The 13,951-nt window shown below is 48.6% G+C and carries 14 protein-coding genes; 1 reads left to right on the forward strand and 13 read right to left on the reverse strand.

The annotated features are described in order from the left end of the window. The 4 genes from chrA to asnS all read right to left on the reverse strand — a co-directional run bounded on the left by chrA (position 1) and on the right by asnS (position 4,857). The gene (gene chrA, locus B5D63_RS16765) at positions 1 to 1,161 is read right to left on the reverse strand and encodes a chromate efflux transporter (protein ID WP_235021580.1); all 1,161 of its coding nucleotides are present in this window, start codon (positions 1,159 to 1,161) and stop codon (positions 1 to 3) included. A 393-nt stretch (positions 1,162 to 1,554) separates the two neighbouring features. Then, on the reverse strand, positions 1,555 to 2,511 hold the full coding sequence (locus tag B5D63_RS16770) for an isopenicillin N synthase family dioxygenase (protein ID WP_078669923.1): 957 nt from the start codon (positions 2,509 to 2,511) through the stop codon (positions 1,555 to 1,557). Positions 2,512 to 2,639: 128 nt separating this feature from the next. Further along, complete coding sequence (locus B5D63_RS16775) at positions 2,640 to 3,170, reverse strand: ExbD/TolR family protein (protein WP_078670348.1); 531 nt, start codon at positions 3,168 to 3,170, stop codon at positions 2,640 to 2,642. Between the two features lie 247 nt (positions 3,171 to 3,417). Beyond that, a complete protein-coding gene (gene asnS / locus B5D63_RS16780) occupies positions 3,418 to 4,857 on the reverse strand; it encodes an asparagine--tRNA ligase (protein WP_078669924.1) in 1,440 nt (479 codons plus the stop codon). Positions 4,858 to 5,321: 464 nt separating this feature from the next. Between asnS and rho the strand changes: the two genes are divergently transcribed. Further along, the gene (gene rho, locus B5D63_RS16785) at positions 5,322 to 7,037 is read left to right on the forward strand and encodes a transcription termination factor Rho (RefSeq protein WP_078670349.1); all 1,716 of its coding nucleotides are present in this window, start codon (positions 5,322 to 5,324) and stop codon (positions 7,035 to 7,037) included. 185 nt (positions 7,038 to 7,222) lie between these two features. Here rho and B5D63_RS16790 read toward each other — a convergent pair whose 3' ends face one another. From B5D63_RS16790 to trmB, 9 genes are all read right to left on the reverse strand, one after another. Continuing rightward, a complete protein-coding gene (locus B5D63_RS16790; protein WP_078669925.1) occupies positions 7,223 to 7,828 on the reverse strand; it encodes an outer membrane beta-barrel protein in 606 nt (201 codons plus the stop codon). 62 nt (positions 7,829 to 7,890) lie between these two features. Continuing rightward, complete coding sequence (locus B5D63_RS35450) at positions 7,891 to 8,529, reverse strand: TetR/AcrR family transcriptional regulator (protein WP_078669926.1); 639 nt, start codon at positions 8,527 to 8,529, stop codon at positions 7,891 to 7,893. 298 nt (positions 8,530 to 8,827) lie between these two features. Next, on the reverse strand, positions 8,828 to 9,577 hold the full coding sequence (locus tag B5D63_RS16800) for a LytR/AlgR family response regulator transcription factor (RefSeq protein WP_078669927.1): 750 nt from the start codon (positions 9,575 to 9,577) through the stop codon (positions 8,828 to 8,830). Between the two features lie 34 nt (positions 9,578 to 9,611). Then, positions 9,612 to 11,693: a histidine kinase gene (locus tag B5D63_RS16805; protein ID WP_143312947.1), complete on the reverse strand. Its 2,082-nt coding sequence runs from the start codon at positions 11,691 to 11,693 to the stop codon at positions 9,612 to 9,614. 19 nt (positions 11,694 to 11,712) lie between these two features. After that, a complete protein-coding gene (locus B5D63_RS16810; RefSeq protein ID WP_078669929.1) occupies positions 11,713 to 11,943 on the reverse strand; it encodes a 4a-hydroxytetrahydrobiopterin dehydratase in 231 nt (76 codons plus the stop codon). 91 nt (positions 11,944 to 12,034) lie between these two features. Beyond that, positions 12,035 to 12,478, reverse strand: a complete 444-nt coding sequence (locus B5D63_RS16815) for an IPExxxVDY family protein (RefSeq protein ID WP_078669930.1) — start codon at positions 12,476 to 12,478, stop codon at positions 12,035 to 12,037. Positions 12,479 to 12,513: 35 nt separating this feature from the next. After that, on the reverse strand, positions 12,514 to 12,951 hold the full coding sequence (locus B5D63_RS16820) for an MGMT family protein (protein WP_078669931.1): 438 nt from the start codon (positions 12,949 to 12,951) through the stop codon (positions 12,514 to 12,516). Continuing rightward, a complete protein-coding gene (locus B5D63_RS16825; protein WP_078669932.1) occupies positions 12,875 to 13,081 on the reverse strand; it encodes a C1orf53 family protein in 207 nt (68 codons plus the stop codon). Before B5D63_RS16825 ends, B5D63_RS16820 begins: the two co-directional genes overlap by 77 nt. Further along, on the reverse strand, positions 13,053 to 13,760 hold the full coding sequence (trmB, locus tag B5D63_RS16830; RefSeq protein ID WP_078669933.1) for a tRNA (guanosine(46)-N7)-methyltransferase TrmB: 708 nt from the start codon (positions 13,758 to 13,760) through the stop codon (positions 13,053 to 13,055). The genes B5D63_RS16825 and trmB overlap by 29 nt, the downstream gene beginning before the upstream one ends. Positions 13,761 to 13,951 lie beyond the last annotated feature (191 nt).

A 13,951-nucleotide genomic window follows, 5' to 3' on the forward strand; every position in this document is an offset into this window, starting at 1 on the left:
TTATAGCAGCCAGCCCATAAGCAGGCAGGCTATTACGATAAACGGCGACGGCAGCCGGCTAAACAGCAGCAGCGCCAGGGTGGTAAACATGATCAGCAGGTTGTACCACGTGATCGGGATCGCAAAAAACAGGATCAGGGTGGCTGCCCACATAATACCTACCACCACGGAGTTAATCCCTTCCAATGCCCGGTAGATGACCACATATTTCTTCAGGTTATGCCAGATCGGAAAGAAAAAGAGCACCAGTAAAAGGCTGGGCAGGAAGATAGCGACAGGAGCAAGGATACAGCCGAGGAACTGGTAGCCCATCCCCAGGTTACGCATGGTCATCCCGCCTACATAGGCGGAAATGGAGAAGGTGGGTCCCGGCAGGGCCCTCATGATGCCGGCGCCGGTCAGCAACTCTTCTGCGCTCATATAGTTGGACTTGGCGCGGGTTACATACTGTTCCAGCATCATGGCGATGAGAATATCGCCGCCGCCGAAAACGAGGCTGCCGAAACGATAGAAGTTCTCAAACAGGTTAAAGGGACGGCGGGTGATCCATTCATGTGACCGCGCATATTCGGAGAGGAAACCAGCCAGCACAAAAATCACCACAAACAGCCAGATATTCCCCCATTGTATTTTTTTAGGTTTGTCCGAAATATCGGGGATACGTTTGTTACTGAAGTTGGACACGATTCCCCCCAGTATGATCAGTGCCGGAAAGGTCCACGGCGATTTCAGGTAAAAGGCGGCAAACATGGCGACGATCATGATCACGAACGTTGCCAGGTTGTTGATGCTGATCCGGAAAGCTTTGACGCTCCCAAAGGCCAGGAAGCCTACCGCCATCGGCTGTACGTATTTAAAAATATCGGTCTGTAACGCGCGTTTGTCGAAGTACTGCAGCAGAAAACTAAGCGAACCCATCATTAAACAGGCCGGCGTGATCCAGATAAGCAGGGTAACGATGGCGAGCATAACGCCACCGCGTTTATAACCGATAAGGGTAAGTGTCTGGGAAGAGGAGGCGCCCGGAAGGAGCTGGCAGAAGGCGTTATATTCCATCAGTTCCTGTTCGGTAACGTCTTTTCGCTGGTACACGAATGTTTTCATCATCATTGCCAGGTGCCCCTGCGGACCACCGTAGGCAGTAATGCTATGTAATAGCACCGCTTTCAAAAAAGGTATATGACGTAGAAACACAGTTATTGATAAAGTGAATTCCGCTCGATGGATTCAATAAGTTAGTAAAAATAATCCGACAAAATACAACAGTGTTGCTAATAATACTAATCCGTAATATAATAAGGGCACAATACTTGTAATAAGGGTGGCTATCGTAATCGAATATGGCCTTTTATCCGTTGTAACTGGTTTGTACTGTGAAACTTATAACCCACCGGCATGAAAGAGTGCCCGGACCAAAAAAGTGACCATATCAGAAAAACCTTGAAAAAAATAACCATGCTGAAAAGCCTGAAATAACCAGAACTTGCCCTTGCGCAGGATAAACGAAAAGTCCCGGTAGGTAGCCCTGCCGGGACTTTGAACATTATAGGAAGTCTATTTTTTCAGTCCGATTTCGCGCAGGCGTTCATCGAGGTATTCGCCGGCGGTAACGGGTTCATAGGCCAGCGGGTTGTCGGCGGTAACGCAGCTCTCCAGGCAATCCAGTCTCATGGCGGACTTGGGGTGCAGGAAGAAAGGAATGGAATAACGGGAAGTGTGCCACATTTCGCGGGGAGGGTTTACCACCCGGTGGGTAGTGGACTTTAACCGGTTGTTGGTAAGCCGCTGCAGCATATCGCCTACGTTTACCACAATCTGTTCCGGAAGGGAGGTAACGGGCACCCAGTTGTTTTGTTTGTCCAGGATCTGTAACCCGTCGGCAGAAGCGCCCACCAGCAGGGTAATCAGGTTGATGTCTTCGTGTTGTTCCGCCCTGATGGCCGACTTGGGTTCCTCTTTGATAGGAGGGTAGTGGATCGCTCTCAGGATGGAGTTACCGTTGTGGATCTTATCGTCGAAGTAGCCTTCATCCAGGCCCAGGAACAGGGCGATAGCCTGTAACAGGTATCTGCCGGAAGTTTCAAAGCCACGGTAGGCTTTGAAGAACGTAGGCGTAAAAGCCGGTACTTCATCAACCTGCACATTCGGCGGATATTCTTCCCCAATGGGGTCGTTGTCTTCCACAGTTTGTCCAAACTGGAAAAACTCCTTCAGGTCTGGCGCCTCATATCCTTTGGCATGTTCTTTACCAAAAGAGGTGTAGCCGCGCTGGCCGGCCAGTTCCGGGATTTCATATTTATGTTTTGTGTCAAAGGGCAGCTGGAAGAACTGTTGCACATACTTGTAGAGGTCAGCAATCAGCTCGTCAGGAATGCCGTGATTCTTTACTGCTACAAAACCAACTTCTTCGTAAGCTTTTCCCAGTTGCTGCACAAAGGCAGCTTTCCGGCTGGCGTCACCAGAGGTAAAGTCCGCCAGATCTACAGAGGGGATGGAATGGGTTATTGCCATATTACATTGTTTTGGAGCGGTAAAGGTACGGATCCAATTACGAATTACGGATTACGAATTACGAATTGAGGTTTTCTTTAATGCATCTGCGTTTCCCAACTTCGTAATTCGTAATCCGTAATTCGTAATTATTTGAAGTAAGCTTCTTCCTGCCGGCTGATATCCACGATAGCGTAGCGGTCTACCTGGTTGATCAGCATTTCATCCATGATATCGACTACATTTTCGTAGCGGGCCTGTTTATCGGCTTTGATCAGTACCATCAGGTCATGCTTGTGGGTGGCCTGGTATACAGCTTCTTTTTTCCGGATAATCACATCGCGGATGCCGTTACGATTGGAGAAGCTGGTGTAGCTGACCTGCGGCGGTGCGGCAGGGTCATCTCCCATGCCTTCATACCAGGCGATGCGGCCTTCCGGCCCGAGGATGACGGTCAGTGCTTTTTTAGCCGGGAGTGACATGGGGTTGCCGTCGCTGCGGGGCATCAGCAGCTGCATTGTCTTGGGTTGGGAGAGGGTAGTGGTCAGCATAAAAAAAGTGATCAGCAGGAAGCCCAGATCTACCATAGGTGTCATATCCACGCGGGTGGATTTTTTACTGCTGCGGGTATTTTTACTGTCGTGGCGTCCCTTGGGCGCGTCGTTGTTCATTTCAGCCATAAGTAACGGTTTGGGATGTACGAAATTGGTTGAAAGCGCTTTCTGCATAAGAGATGCAGCGGACCTTGTTTTCCATAAGGGGTAGCAGCCGTATGGCATAAAAAGAAAAAACCCGTACAAGCCAGGCCTGTACGGGTTCCATAAATATCTAAAAAGAGAATGCCCGAAGGTAAATAAAAGTAGTTACAATGTAATCACAGTCTTGTCAAACAATCAGGCGAATCAGTGATAATCTTGTTTGTCACCGTTAAAACTCGGCGCTCTTCGGTGTTCTGGGGAACGGTATTACGTCCCTGATGTTGGTCATGCCGGTGACGAACAGCATCATGCGTTCGAAGCCGAGACCGAAACCGGCGTGCGGTGCGGTACCAAAGCGGCGGGTGTCGAGATACCAGGACAGTTCTTCTACCGGCACGTGCATTTCCTGCATGCGCCGCACCAGTTTGTCATAGTCCTCTTCACGCTGGGAGCCGCCCACGATTTCGCCGATGCCGGGGAACAGGATATCCATGGCGCGAACGGTTTTATTATCGTCGTTGAGCTTCATGTAGAAAGACTTGATTTCTTTCGGGTAGTCCGTAAGGATCACCGGTTTCTTGAAATGTTTCTCTACAAGATAACGTTCATGTTCGCTCTGCAGATCGGCGCCCCATCCTTCGATGAGATACTGGAACTTCTTGTTTTTGTTGGGTTTGCTGTCTTTCAGGATATCGATCGCTTCAGTATAGGTGATGCGAACGAATTCGTTGTGCAGCACAAATTCCAGTTTTTCGATCAGGCCCATTTCACTGCGTTCCTGCTGTGGTTTCTGTTTTTCCTCTTCAGCCAGGCGGGTAGCGAGGAAGTCGAGGTCTTCGCGGTTATGCTCCAGGATATGGCTGATGAGCGATTTGATGAATGCTTCAGCGAGGTCCATGTTATCTTCGAGTGCATAGAAGGCCATTTCCGGTTCAATCATCCAGAACTCAGCGAGGTGGCGGGCGGTGTTGGAGTTCTCTGCGCGGAAAGTAGGACCGAAGGTGTAGATTTCACCAAAGGCCATGGCGCCGAGTTCCCCTTCCAGCTGGCCGGACACGGTAAGGTTAGTAGACCTGCCGAAGAAGTCTTCTTTATAATCGATTTCGCCTGCTTCCGTGCGGGGCGGGTTTTTCATGTCGAGGGTGGTTACCCGGAACATTTCGCCTGCGCCTTCTGCGTCAGACGCTGTGACGATGGGGGTATGCAGGTATACAAAACCACGGTCGTTAAAGAACTTATGTACTGCGAATGCCAGCGAATGACGGATCCTGAAAATAGCGCCGAAGGTGTTGGTGCGGAAACGAAGGTGTGCGATCTCACGCAGGTATTCCAGACTGGGCTTGTTTTTCAGCTGCAGCGGATATTTTTCCGGGTCGCAGTCGCCCAGTATTTCGAGTGTGGCTGCTTTCAGTTCCACACGCTGACCTTTACCCATAGAAGGGATGACTTCACCGGTAGCGCTGATGGCGGCGCCGGTGGTGATCCTTTTCAGCAGGGCAGCATCGGTATTTTCAGCATCGATAACGATCTGTAAATTATTATTGGTAGAGCCGTCGTTTAAAGCTATAAACTGGTTGTTACGGAAAGACCGCACCCAACCTTTTACCGTTGCTTCATAATGCGTCTTGTCGTCCGACAAGATTTGTTTGACTTTCAGTCTCTGGCTCATAAAAAATTAAATTTTGGATTGCAAAAATAAGTGTTCTCCGTCATAGTCCATAGCATCTTATAGCGGCCGCTACAAGATAATTACTCCTGCCGGGTTGCAAAAAAAATGTTAAAAATGGATATAATATAAAAAAGGATATATGTTGGGGGCGGGTTTTAAGGGCCGCGCCCTTCCGCATTTATAGCCGGAACGGCGAGGCCGGAATGGCGTCACAGCGGTGACTGCGGGGCGTTTGGGCTGAAATTTTTTTGGATAATAATAAAACTTGTTTTAATCTTGCGGTATAATCTGACTGATTAAGTTCAAATTCACGCCTTCATCAGCAGTTCCTAAACTCAATCATTCCCTATCAAATTTAATAATCTATTAAATTTCTTGACACAAAACAATTATTTGTAATTGGTGTATGTTGGTATGCAGTGGTACCCGCCTCACAACACTTCTAAAATTTGACAACACAGATGATGTACGACATCTTACAATTGAACGACATGCTCGTTCCTGAGCTGCTTGACATTGCAGAGAAGCTTGATGTTCCCAACGCGAAAAAATTGAACAAACAGGACCTGATCTACAAAATTCTGGACAAACAAGCAGTGATGGCCTCAGAAGATAACCAGTCCAACGGAGAAGAGAAAAAAGCACGCAAACGCAAACCTGTAAAGAAAGAAGAAGCGCATCAAGAGACTGAAGAACCCTCCTCCGCCGCGGAAGAAAAACCAGCCGCTAAAAAATCTACCAAAAAAGTTTCCGGAAGCAAAACAAAAGAAGTAGAAGCAGCACCCGCTCCTGCTCCCGCTCCGGCAGCTAAATCTAAAATAAAAGATTTCGATATAGACCTGGACAGCATTCCTTCGCTCACTTTTGACGATGATGATGATATCATCATTCCTGCTTTCACCGAAGATGAAGCGGAAGAAGAAGAGGAAGCAGCACCTGTTCCGGCACTGGAAGAAGAAGAAGAGGAGGACGATGATTTTGTGATGCCGGAAGGTCTGGACCCGGTTGTTCCTGCTGCGCAGAAACAGCGCTACCCTAAGAAGGACGTAGCTTTCAACATAGAGTTTGACGGTGTGATCCTCAGTGAAGGCGTACTGGAAATGATGCCCGACGGCTACGGTTTCCTCCGCTCTTCTGATTATAACTACCTGAGCTCCCCCGATGATATTTATGTATCTCCTTCCCAGATCAAGCTGTTTGGCCTGAAAACCGGCGACACTGTGAACGGTTCCGTTCGCCCGCCGAAAGAAGGAGAGAAGTATTTTGCACTGCTGAAAGTGGAAACGATCAACGGCAAGTCACCGGAAGAAGTACGCGACCGCGTGCCTTTTGACTACCTGACGCCGCTGTTCCCCTTCGAGAAACTGAAGCTCACTACTACTTCCAATAACTACTCCACCCGTATCATGGACATGTTCACCCCCATCGGTAAAGGACAGCGCGGCCTCATCGTGGCGCAACCGAAAGTGGGTAAAACCATGCTGCTGAAAGAAGTAGCCAACGCCATCGCTACCAATCACCCCGAAATTTATCTGATGGTGGTACTGATCGATGAACGTCCGGAAGAGGTGACCGATATGGAACGCAGCGTAAAAGCAGAAGTGATCGCCTCTACGTTCGACGAACCGGCTGAAAAACACGTGAAAGTGTCTGCTATCGCTTTGCAGAAAGCAAAACGCCTGGTAGAATGCGGCCACGATGTAGTGATCCTGCTCGACTCCATCACCCGTCTGGCAAGAGCCCACAATACCGTTGCCCCTGCCTCCGGCAAGGTGCTGAGCGGTGGTGTGGAAGCCAACGCCATGCAGAAACCCAAACAATTCTTCGGCGCCGCCCGTAAAATAGAACACGGCGGTTCCCTCACCATCCTGGCCACTGCCCTGATCGATACAGGTTCCAAAATGGACGAGGTGATCTTCGAAGAGTTTAAAGGTACCGGTAACATGGAGCTGGCGCTTGACCGCAAACTGGCCAACAAACGTATCTTCCCGGCAATCGACGTATCTGCGTCTTCTACCCGCCGCGACGATCTGCTGCTCGATAAGGACGCGCTCAAACGTATCCACATCCTGCGCAATCACCTGGCAGATATGAATACGGACGAATCCATGCACTTCATGCTGCAGCATATGCGTGGTACCAAAAACAACGAAGAATTCCTGATCTCCATGAACGGATAATCAGGAGTCCAAACTCATAATGAAAAAAAGCCCCGCCACCGGCGGGGCTTTTTTGTGCGTCAATATGTATCAGGCAAAAACAAAAGCACTTAAAACAAGAATCCCGCTACAGTAATACTGCAGCGGGATTATCCAATCTATCTAACCTTTTGACTTTCTTATGTAAAACATTCAATCAATACGGACTAGAAAATGAAGTTCACACCCAGGTTCAGCTGTTTAGTGAAGTTGAATTCGAAGTCGCTAACGTTGGTTTTTACGCCGGTCGCTTCATTTTTGTTCTGAGCGTAAGTGTAACCCAGACCACCAAATGCGCCTTCAATCATGAAGTTTTTAGTCACGAAGTAAGTGATACCAGGCAGTACGTTTACGTTAAAGCCATTGTAGCTTTCAGTTTTCTTGTCAGCAACTTTAGTGTTACCGAAACCGTAACCTGCGTTAGCTTCTGCGAAGAATGCGAATTTGCTCTGACCAATCATGTGGTAGTTACGAACGAAAACACCAGGAGTAATGTCCAGCGTCTTGGTTTTTACTTTGTTCACGTCTTTGGAAGAACCGAACTGCGTCTGTGCGAAAACACCGATTACCCAGTTAGAGTTCAACGCTACACCCACTTTAGGGCTAACACCAAAGGTGGTGGAAGTTGCTTTCGCGTCGGAGTCTTTTACTTTAGCTGAAGTGGTTTTTACATTAACATTTCCACCCAGGATAACATCGCCTTTTGATAACTGTGCCTTAGCTACTTGTGTGCCGAACAGTGCTACTGCGGCCATTACAATCAACTTTTTCATCTTTCGTAAAATTTAAATATACATTAAAACTGTTCTCTCTGTCTTTGATTCTTCTACATACATTAAAGCCTGTCCTGGTTGATTGCTGGTCTATATCTTAATCCATTAAAGAAAATATCCAATACCTTTTTTTCCCGCTGCATAAAACAATGCAAGCTTTCCCGGTCCTGCGGATCAAAGCCTGTTGCCTGCCATTTGCACCATATTACCCATAAGCCGAATAATACGTTGATCAACAACTGCGCTGTATCATCAGCGTCAATGCTTTCATTCAGTTCCCCAAGGCTGATCCCTCTTGTGATAGTGGCGGAAAGGAAGGAAATTTCCACCGTCTGCAGCAACTCTATCGTCTGCCGCATCAAAGAAGATGGCATATCTTTTATCCATTGGTTAATCCCAAACAGAAAATGATACTCTATCAGCATGGTTTCCTTCAACTCCAGATACCGGTTTATAATTGCATCGGTAGAGGGGGCCGTTTCCACAAAAGCCGACATGTCAATGAAACAATCAGCAATCATGCGCTCCACTACTGCTACATAAATGGACTCCTTATCTGAAAAATAATAATACAAAGACCCTTTTGAGATGTCCAGATCCCTGGCGATCTCTTCCATGGTGGTTTTAGACAGTCCGAACCTTTTGAACCGCTTTAAAGCGGCCTCAAGGATAAGTGTTCGCTTCTGGTCTAATTCTGCCATAGTTTGTTTTGTCAAATTTCCAAAGTCTGACTGTCTGACTTTTTTGTTTGACGAGTCAAAAGTACGACCAAAACCTATTCCACCAAATTTTTTTGTTAAATAATTGTTACGTATTCTCCGCGCAATCACATCAAAAAGAAAAAAAAGGGGGGACGTTTTGCTCTGCCCGCTAAAAAACAGGGTCTTTTTTGAAGGAAATTGAAAGAGGGACCTTAAAATTTTCAAATTGCGTAATACGGTAGGCGTAAACCCCGGATAAACCGGTAGTTATCAATGCCTTTTTGCCGCGAATGCCGCGCTACCGTTGCAACCGGCTCAATAAGTCCTTCCGGCGGCGCTCTGTAATCTCTACCACCATGCCGCTTTTGAGCAGCACCTTGCCATGACTGGCATCGATCTGGCTGATATTGGACAGCTGTATCATCTGCATATTATTCACCTGATAAAAAGGAAGTGAGGAAAACAAATCGGCATAATACCGGAAAGGCCGCTCTGCCAGCAGCTCCTGGCCGGAATCCGTCCGGAAAAGGCAGTTCTCCTGCCGTACTTCCAGGCATTCCACGGAAGGAAGAAATATCGTTTGGGTGTCGCCGTTAGTGTCCTGCACCAGCAGTTTCCACGACGCATGCTGCAGGTTATGGAAATTCTCCAGCAGCACCTGGTAACGTTGTTTACTGCTGTTGCCCGCAATCCGGTCACGCACCAACGAAACGGCCTGCAACAGGCTTTCCTTATCGATCGGTTTGAGGATCAGCTCCACCTCGGCGCAGCGGATCACGTGCAGGAACTTCTTCTCGAATGCAGTCACAAACACCGCTTCAAAAGATACGTCCTCCCGTGTGCCCAGCAGCACATCAAACCCGGTGCCGTCAGGCATTTCAAGGTCCAGGAACACCAGCTCCGGCTGATGCTCCCTGATCCGTGCAATGCCTTCTGCACAGTCAGAAGCCGTAGCTGCTACCGTTACTTCAGGGCAATATTTTTCCAGCATCAGGGCAATGATATCCCGGCTGTTTCGCTCATCATCAATAATCACTGCTTTTATCATAACAGTATGTTGCTATCTAACGTTTACGTATATATTATAGTTGAGGTATCAGGATCTTTACCACTGTGCCGCTATCCGCTTCGTTCCGCGCCGACAGGTCAATGATCTCTATATGAATCTCCGTGTTGTACATTTTATTCAGCAGCTCCGCCCTGTTCTGGCTGATCTCCATGCCGGACGACTGGTGGTGCTTCGGCAGCGTGCGTAAGGAACGGGAGCGTGCGATGCCGATGCCATTGTCGGCAATTACGCATTCGAGCATGTCTGCAGCAATCTGGTTGAAATGGATAGACAGCTGGCCGATGGGCTGCTGCGGATTGGTCATACCATGTTTCACGGCATTTTCCACATAAGGCTGCAGCAGCATGGCAGGGATCTCCAGTTCGGCGGTGGCTATCTCCGGGTCCACCACAATTTCATATTCCATCCTGTTCTCAAACCGCATCTTCTCAAGGCCCAGATAGGTATTGAGATAGGTAATCTCGTCAGCAAGAGATATGAAGTTGCGTCGGGAGAAATCCAATGTTTTCCGGATCAGGTAGGAGAAGTCCGACAGGTATTTCTGGGCGTACTCATAATCGCGCTGCATCACAAACAGCTGTATGGAATTGAGGCAGTTGAAGATAAAGTGAGGATTGATCTGCGCCCGGATAGCTTTGAGTTCTATCTCCGTGAGTTTTTTATCATACTCTGTTTCCAGCTGTATCTTTCGTTGTTCTTCCAGCTCCTGTTTCTTGCGGAGTATTTCGGTGGTCTGTTCTTTCACCAGTTCCTCCAGCTGCTCGTTGAGCTTGCGTTGCAGCTCTTTGTTCTTATTCAGTTGTTTGATCAGCAGCTCCTGGGTACGGGTCCTTTCCAGGTGCACCAGTTTGTTGCGGTAACTGAGGCCGGCCAGGAAAAACATGGCTTGCAGCAATACCCCGCCGATGAGCAGCATGCTGGGCGCAGCCAGTTCGCCTAAAGCGCTTAGCAGCCCCAATGGCCTGATATGCATGAGGAAAGAGCCGAGGCAGGCCAGGTACAGGCATACCGACCCGTACAGGAAAAAGCGTACCAGCGGATGATGGCGGGATCGCCTGGCCAGCGCCACAAACACCACCAGGAAGGGCACCAGCGTACAGAAATAAACATAACTGTAGATGATCACCGGCAGATGGTATTGCTCCATCAGAATACAATATATACAAACAATGATCAGCCCCCCTACCACGGTGGACACCCAGGTGAACACCTGTTCCATAAAGGGATATCGCTCTTTCAGGTTCAGGAAGGTATTGCCGAACATCAGGTACATGAGGTAGAAGCAGAACAGCAGTCCCGGTATGTCCCAGTAATATTTCAGCATGGGCCAGCGGTGGAAGAAAGACAGCTGATAGGGCTTGCTCTCCAGCCGCAGGGCAAAAAACAGGATCAGCCCGAGGATATAAATGGCGAAGTAGATATACGACCGGTCGGGCAACTGTATATAGTTGATGATGGAGATACTGAAGAAAACGAGGAGCATGCCCAGTAATACCTGTATGATGACGGCCTCTTTGCGGTAGCTGTCCTGCTCCTTGTTGTGGAACCGGGCAAAGGCCTGTTCGCTGAAAAGGGCAGGCATCAGCGGATTTTCATTGTACGATTTGTTGATGATATGGAGATAAAAGGTACGGACCTGGCCGGGCGGCACGCTGACATTGAAACCGTAGTGGTCCCACCTTTCCACGCCGCCTTTGTCGTACATGAGACCTGTTTGCATGAGCAGGGTAGCGCTGTCGCCCGGAGCTTTGGAATACCAGTACATGAAGTCATGCCATCCGGCAAAAAGAATGGCGGAAAGGCTGTCGGAGCCTTCATTTTTTATCTGCAGACGGAACCAGCAGTTATTAACCTGGCCGTTATTTTTTTTGAAGTTGTGAAAATAGTGGGGGGAAGACGTAAAAGGAAGGTGAGCCACCTGCTGTATGGTCAGATGACCCTCCGGGTCGGAGAGACTGTTGATGTAGGGACGCAGGTCCAGGGCCGAGGCAGCAAAGTCGTCTTTTGCTATCAGGGTGTCCGGAGCAGGGTTAACGGCAAGGGTGCCTACGGCGTAACAGTACAATAACAGCATTAAAATAATAATGCGCTTCACAAATGGAGTATGGATTTGATTATAATAATTGATCGATTGCTTTCGCCAGCGCCTGGTCTTTTTCCGTCACCACATTGCCTGCATCATGTGTGCTCAGGTAGATGTCTACCTTGTTGTAGACATTGGTCCAGTAGGGATGGTGGTCCATTTTTTCTGCGACCAGCGCCACCCGGGTCATAAACCCGAATGCTTCCCGGAAATCCTTAAAGGTAAAGGCCCGGTGCAGTTGATTGTCTTTTTCTTCCCACATACAGCGAGTGTTTAAAGGTGAAAATGTGGCAATTCACTAGGTTACTGGTCAAAATATTAGGTGCTGTAACAGCTTTGGTCGTCTTCCTGTCCTAAAAAATGAGGTTCATTTTGTTTTTGATCTCTCTTGTATCCAGTAAAGATACTAATTGTACGAGGGGAACAAGGCGTAATTGTTCCAATAATTTTTTGACGTCGTCTGCCTGGTAATAGTCGCCCTTGATCATCCAGAGGAAGTGGATATGTTTGAGCTCGGGCAGCAGGAACTCGGCCTGGCAGTGGTTGTTGTAAAAATAATGGGATACCGAATTGGTGGGTTCGTGGAACTCCATGACAGTAAAATGGAAGGACCTGTTTTTCTTGGAGAGGGTGATCTCCAGCAGATTATTGACCCGGAAATTGGTATGCAGCTGCCGGTTGATCTGCCAGCAGAGCTGGTAATCGCGGGCGCTGGAAGCGATACCGATCAGGTGGGTGTTTTCAAAGAAATCCTCTACCAACTGTTCCTGGTCCAGTTTTAATTTTAGTATCGACATAATATAAAAATAAGGTGAATCGGGGGAATTAATGCTCAGGCTTTCTTGCTGACAGTTTTTTTGGCGGTGGCAGTTTTGGGCTTGCCCGGGTCCCAGAATACATTTTTGAAGTCGCTGACCTTGTCGTTTTTGACGGTCACCCCTTCCTGTTCCAGCAGTTCCTGCATGAGGGTAGGGGTGGCGAAGAACTGGCGGCCGCTGAGTTCCCCGATGCGGTTCACTACGCGATGCGCGGGGACCGCCGGTGTGGCGTTGCCGGCGCCGTTCATGGCCCAGCCTACCATGCGGGGTGTTAGTTTGATGTTGGCCGCTTCCGCAATGGCGCCATAGGTAGTGACCCGGCCTTTGGGGATTTTGCGGGCTATTTTATACACCACATCGAAGAAAGAGACGGGCTTAGGATCGTCCGTCTTTTTCTTCGTTGCGGCGTTTTTCGAGGAGGACGGACTTTTTGGGTTCGGGTACTTTTTCATATGAAAATGGACAATGTTTACAGCCGTTGCCACAGCAGTAGCCCCGGTCCAGGTGATATTTTTCGGTAAATACCATATAGCCCTCCGCGTTATAGTAAAAATCAATCTTCTCCACCAACGGTTGCTTCATCGGAAGGCAGTTTTATGCTGCGCCAGTTCAACGGTGTGTCGGGCAGGCGGAATTTCAGGTAGCGGATGGTACGACCGTCTGCGAGGTGCATACCTTCGTAATAGGTCTGTATTTTCAGCAGGGCCGGTACTTCCGGCAGTGCGTATACGTCCGGGATATCTTCAATAAGGGTGAGGCCGGCGGCGGCAATCACTTCCTGCGTGAAAGCATATAATTCCGGGGAGTCGGTCTTCAGATTGATGGTCGCGCCGGTGGCCAGCAGCGGCTGATACAGCTGCAGGAACCGCGGGTGGGTCAGTCTTTTGCGGGCTTTGGATTTACGGAGAAAGGGGTCCGGGAAGGTGATCCAGATGTCTTTGATTTCTCCGGGCGCAAAATAATTGTCCAGTTTCTCAATCTGTGTACGGAGGAAAGCCACATTGGTGAGCGATTCGTCGAGGGCTGTTTTAGCACCTCTCCAGATGCGGTTACCTTTCAGGTCTACCCCGATGAAGTTCTGCTCTTTGAACAGGCGGCCCATTCCAAGGGTGTAATCCCCTTTGCCACAGGCCAGTTCCAGGGTGACCGGATGGTTGTTTTTAAAGTATTCGTTCCATTTTCCCTGCATGCCTTCCGGGTATATCAATACGTTGGGGAAGGTCTCAATTTCAGCAAAGCGTTGTAGTTTTTTCTGTCCCATTTGGCGCAAAAATACCACGTTATTTTTTTATTTGAGGTATTTGGACAGTGAGCCATTGGATTTACGGATTTTGAAATTTTTTGATTTTCGATTTCGGGGATAATAAGCAGAGGGCCGCACCGATCTATTTACCCGAAATCAAAAAATCCGTAAATCAAAAAATCCCCAATAAAAAAAGCCCATGGGCCATA

Origin of the sequence: Chitinophaga eiseniae, from assembly GCF_900167135.1 — a bacterium.
GTDB lineage: Bacteria > Bacteroidota > Bacteroidia > Chitinophagales > Chitinophagaceae > Chitinophaga > Chitinophaga eiseniae.

Bases quoted from the DNA above. Each gene is read 5' to 3' on its own strand.
- B5D63_RS16770 (WP_078669923.1), bottom strand. From the start codon at position 2,511: ATGGCAATAACCCATTCCATCCCCTCTGTAGATCTGGCGGACTTTACC.
- B5D63_RS16775 (WP_078670348.1), bottom strand. From the start codon at position 3,170: ATGGCTGAAATGAACAACGACGCGCCCAAGGGACGCCACGACAGTAAA.
- asnS (WP_078669924.1), bottom strand. From the start codon at position 4,857: ATGAGCCAGAGACTGAAAGTCAAACAAATCTTGTCGGACGACAAGACG.
- rho (WP_078670349.1), top strand. From the start codon at position 5,322: ATGTACGACATCTTACAATTGAACGACATGCTCGTTCCTGAGCTGCTT.
- B5D63_RS16790 (WP_078669925.1), bottom strand. From the start codon at position 7,828: ATGAAAAAGTTGATTGTAATGGCCGCAGTAGCACTGTTCGGCACACAA.
- B5D63_RS35450 (WP_078669926.1), bottom strand. From the start codon at position 8,529: ATGGCAGAATTAGACCAGAAGCGAACACTTATCCTTGAGGCCGCTTTA.
- B5D63_RS16800 (WP_078669927.1), bottom strand. From the start codon at position 9,577: ATGATAAAAGCAGTGATTATTGATGATGAGCGAAACAGCCGGGATATC.
- B5D63_RS16810 (WP_078669929.1), bottom strand. From the start codon at position 11,943: ATGTGGGAAGAAAAAGACAATCAACTGCACCGGGCCTTTACCTTTAAG.
- B5D63_RS16815 (WP_078669930.1), bottom strand. From the start codon at position 12,478: ATGTCGATACTAAAATTAAAACTGGACCAGGAACAGTTGGTAGAGGAT.
- B5D63_RS16820 (WP_078669931.1), bottom strand. From the start codon at position 12,951: ATGAAAAAGTACCCGAACCCAAAAAGTCCGTCCTCCTCGAAAAACGCC.
- B5D63_RS16825 (WP_078669932.1), bottom strand. From the start codon at position 13,081: ATGAAGCAACCGTTGGTGGAGAAGATTGATTTTTACTATAACGCGGAG.
- trmB (WP_078669933.1), bottom strand. From the start codon at position 13,760: ATGGGACAGAAAAAACTACAACGCTTTGCTGAAATTGAGACCTTCCCC.